Annotated in this window: 2 protein-coding genes; both read left to right on the top strand. The window is 41.6% G+C overall.

Features of this window, described 5'->3' with window-relative positions:
- Positions 1 to 1,444: RagB/SusD family nutrient uptake outer membrane protein (locus VIP81_RS18365; RefSeq protein WP_331964231.1), on the top strand; the 1,444-nt coding region annotated here is incomplete at its 5' end.
- A gap of 37 nt (positions 1,445 to 1,481) precedes the next feature.
- Positions 1,482 to 2,576 carry a DUF4959 domain-containing protein gene (locus VIP81_RS18360; protein ID WP_331964228.1) on the top strand — a complete coding sequence of 365 codons (1,095 nt, stop codon included), beginning with the start codon at positions 1,482 to 1,484 and terminating at the stop codon, positions 2,574 to 2,576.
- Positions 2,577 to 3,439 lie beyond the last annotated feature (863 nt).

Genomic DNA, 3,439 nt, shown 5'->3' with positions numbered 1-3,439 from the left:
TAAGGCCCGGTGGAAAGGGGAAGCTACTTTTTTAGTGGGCTATTATCACTATTTGATGCTTCGCCAGTATGGCCCGATTCCGTTAATTGATCACGAGATTGATTTTAATGCTACCAGTGGAGACGAAATCTATCCATTGAGACAGCCATACGATTCCTGTATCAATTTTATTGTAGCTAAGTTCGACGAAGCGGTAGGCTTACTGCCAGCTACTATTCCGGTTCAAAATGAATTGGGCAGGGTGACATCGGTGGCTGTTAAAGCCATGAAAGCGCGGATGCTCTTAACAGCAGCTTCCCCTTTATTTAATGGCAACACAGAGTATTACAGCAATTTTAAGGACAAGAAGGGAACTTCATTAACGAACCTGAGCTATGATAAAGAAAAATGGAAGCGGGCAGCCGATGCTATTAAAATGGCCATGGATGCAGCCCTGGGAGCCAACAGACACTTATATCAGTTTGCCGATTACAAAGGACCAACCGACTTTTTTGAACAAACACGCAGAGACAGTGGCATGATCGCTTACCGGTTTGCCTTTGTAGATCCCTGGAATTCGGAACTGCTGTGGGGATATTCTCAACCTGAAGTAAGTTATCAATGGCAGCAAAACGCTGCCCCGCTGACAGGAAATACCTATAACGGTATCGGACCTAGTTTAAGAACGGTGGAAACATTTTATACAGAAAATGGATTGCCTATTGATAAAGACCCTACCTGGGACTATCAAAACCGGTACAAAGTAGATCCATCTGAACACACCATGAACGTTAACCTGCACAGGGAACCCCGTTACTACGCGTCTGTGGCGTATGATCAGGGTTATTATTATGTGAACGGAGAAGCCGAAACGATGAATTTTAAAGCAGGAGAAGCACAAGGCTGGAGCTCAGGGGCTACCAACTATTCCCTTACCGGGTTTCTGGTACAGAAAGTAGTGCATCCTCAAACAGTCGCTACAGACAATAACTTCACATTGGTGAAATATCCCTGGCCAATCATCCGCTTATCAGAACTATATCTTTCCTATGCCGAAGCATTGAATGAGTATTATGGATTGGATCAACAGCAGCAAGTGTTAGATAACCTGAATGCAATAAGACAGCGTAGTATGCTGCCTACCATTCAGGCATCATGGGCGCTTGCCGGGCATGCTGCTGTTTTTTCGCAGGATGAGATGCGTAAAATTATCCAGCGGGAAAGAACGATTGAACTTGTTTTTGAAGGACAGTATTTCTGGGATATACGCAGATGGAAGTTGGGCGATAAATATTTTAATCAAACTATTTATGGAATGAACTACCAGGGGCAGGATGAAAATAGCTTTAATCAGGTTACACCTGTGATGAATCAGATCTTTAAAACACCAGCTGGTTATTTGTTCCCTATAAGTGTAAATGAGTTGAGCCGGAATATCAATCTCGTTCAGAATCCAGGTTGGTAAAATGTTATGCTGTCAATCATCTTAAATCAGAACGTTCATGAAAAATAAACTTATAAGTATTACGATTATAACAGGGTGTATATTTTTTCTGTTGTCGGGGTGTAAAAAGCAGGACAATGTTGGCACGCCGCCGGCACCGGTTAAAAATTTAAAAGCAAAGGCTGGTTATGGAGAGGTCATTTTTACCTGGGATGCTGTTTCCAAAATCCCAGCAGATTCGGCCAATTTTTTATATACCGCTATTAGTTATAAAGATAGTACCGGACAAGTGTATGAATATAAATTCAGTCGTTATACAGATACTGCTGTCATCAGCGGGTTGATAAATAAACCTTATACCTTCACGGTAAAAACAGTAGGTCCTCACGGTGCTATTACGGAGGTAACAACCGTGTCAGTAACGCCAGATCTGCCAGTATATATCACGATAGCCCAAACGTTGCAGATTGCGGCCAGTATCGGGGCCGCGAGGGTATCATGGATTAATAATACCGGCAAAACGGTAGTCGTGAATGCAGCTTATACCGATGGCACTGGTAATGTCGTCTCACAGTCTTTCACCTCTTCACAGGTAAACGGAGTGGGGTATGTTTCAGGGCTCTCCGGTAGCAGCCCGGTTAAAATTACCGCTACCGTCAGCGACGAATCCCGTATTAAATCTGATCCTGTTGTGGTGACTATTACCCCTTTGGCAGAAATTAAGTTGCCTAAAAACAGCTGGACCATTGCTGCTTTCAGCGATCAGGAAGCAGGCGGAGAGGGAGCGGTAAATGGCTACGCAACTGCCGCCATTGATGATAATATCGGAACGTTCTGGCATAGCTCCTGGAATGAAGCACAGCCACCCTATCCGCATTGGATCTCTATTAACTTAGGACAGGCAGCTACCATATCCAGAGTTGGATTGGTGAACCGGCAAAATGCCACCAGTGGTCAAACAGAAATACAATTGATGGGCAGTGCCGATGGAACCGTATGGACGGATCTGGGAACATATTCTTTTCAGCAAAAAAATGCAGAACAGTTCTTTGCCGTTACTCCTCAACGGTGGCAATACATCAAAGTAGTGCTCACTAAGGGGCCAGATTATTATGGGTTTCTGGCAGAAGTAGACCTGTTTGGTGCCATGTAATGAAAGCAGATGATAACATCTCAATGAGATAAGATTAGCAGAACAAAGGCTTCGGTTGAAGCCTTTGTTCTGCTTTGGAGGCACGAATAATAATATTCCGCAGCACGCGCAAACCTTTAATTACAGGTAATTTCTTTCTTTTCAATATTTAAATAAAGCCATTGGAAATAGGACTTATCGCCCATTGGATAACACGTTTTCCTTTTGGCAACTAATTTTTTACCTGCCTCGGATGTTTGTTCGGATAAAGTCAATGTCCCATTTTTAATAGTTATTCTCTTCTTATAGGTGAGCCAGGCATGACACATCACCACCTCCGGAACATGGAGGCCTTTTCAGCAAGTATCGTTACGTATGGATAAGTTGGATTTGTACCTAACATCTGTATGCCTTGTAAAGAAAATATGTCCGTATCAGAAAAATGATGGGGACAATAATCACAATTTTATCCTCCACGTAAATGATACCTGATATAGAAATCAAATGCACAGTATATACTACATCAAAAGTATCTTGTCCTAATTGTTATTACGTTGTTAATCCAGTATCCTTAACAACAGATATATAGAAACAAATATTTTTATGTCGTGATTTGCCAAATCTCAATTTGACAGAAAAACATGTGCATAAAATATTTTTTTAATAGGCATTTCAAACTAACAGCAAACAAAAGATGTAACCTGTCAAAATTCAGAAGGTATATCCGCAATCCATTGATTTTTTTTAGCATTTTGATAGTCAGAATTTTCCCTGCCTGCATTAAAACGAATGCACATGCTGTAGCTATCAGGTCATTTATCAACTTTACAACCCTTGAAAATTCAAATCCTATACATCATAATTTCGGGTTTCAATATTAGGAA

This window comes from Chitinophaga sp. (assembly GCF_036566945.1).
Lineage (GTDB): Bacteria > Bacteroidota > Bacteroidia > Chitinophagales > Chitinophagaceae > Chitinophaga.
Note: the sequence above shows the minus strand (reverse complement) of the source record. Positions and strands in the feature narration are given on the sequence as shown.

Excerpts from the sequence above, each read along its gene's own strand:
- VIP81_RS18360 (WP_331964228.1), top strand. The coding sequence starts at position 1,482 with ATGAAAAATAAACTTATAAGTATTACGATTATAACAGGGTGTATATTT.